Genomic DNA, 852 nt, shown 5'->3' on the forward strand with positions numbered 1-852 from the left:
CTTTTTGGGGGGTGGAGCGGTCTTTTTTCATCTGGCCCAAGGGATCCCATCGGGTTCTCGACACTTTGTTTTGTCGGATATCAACCCTGAGCTGGTAAACGTGTATTGCTGCGTGCGGGATCAGGTGGAGGAGATCATTGCCCTGCTCAGCCACCACCAAGCCCACCACAGCCGGGATTATTACTACACCATCCGCGCGGCTCGATTTGAAGATCCGGCGCAACGGGCTGCCCGCCTGCTGTATCTGAACAAGACCTGTTTTAATGGCCTCTACCGGGAGAACTCGCGGGGAGAGTTCAATGTCCCTTTGGGCCGTTACCGTAATCCCCGCATTTGCGACGCGGAGAACCTACGGGCCGTGGCACGAGTTTTGCAAGGCGTGGAGATCACAGTGCAGCCGTTTTGGCAGGTGCTCGAACGAGCCAAAGCCGGGGATTTCGTCTATTTGGATCCCCCTTACTATCCCCTTTCTGCCAGCAGTAGCTTCACAGCATACAGCCGGTTTGCCTTCGGCGAAGCGGAACAGATCCGCCTGCGAGAAGTGTTTGGAACATTGGCCGACCGAGGCGTGCAGGTGCTGCTCTCCAATTCCGATTGCCCCTTTGTGCGGGAACTGTACCGGGATTACCCCATCCAGACCATCTCTGCCAGCCGTGCCATCAACGCCCAGGGCCACAAACGCGGTCCCATCACCGAGGTCTTGGTGCTGAGCCATCCCAGCCTGGCCACCGCCTGCAGTGGGCCGGAAGAGATCCCGTTTTGCCCCGGAACCGTCTAGGGTAATGGATGAGCAGGTCGAGATCCAAGGCGGGATCTCGAGCTTGGACACACTATTGCTCCGCAACGCTGACG

The 852-nt window shown here is 58.2% G+C and carries 1 protein-coding gene; it reads left to right on the forward strand.

The annotated features are described in order from the left end of the window. On the forward strand, positions 1 to 778 hold a 778-nt coding region (locus tag NW819_RS06160), incomplete at its 5' end, for a DNA adenine methylase (RefSeq protein WP_414413213.1). Positions 779 to 852 lie beyond the last annotated feature (74 nt).

This window comes from Synechococcus sp. R8-2 (assembly GCF_047461715.1).
Classification (GTDB): domain Bacteria; phylum Cyanobacteriota; class Cyanobacteriia; order Thermostichales; family Thermostichaceae; genus Thermostichus.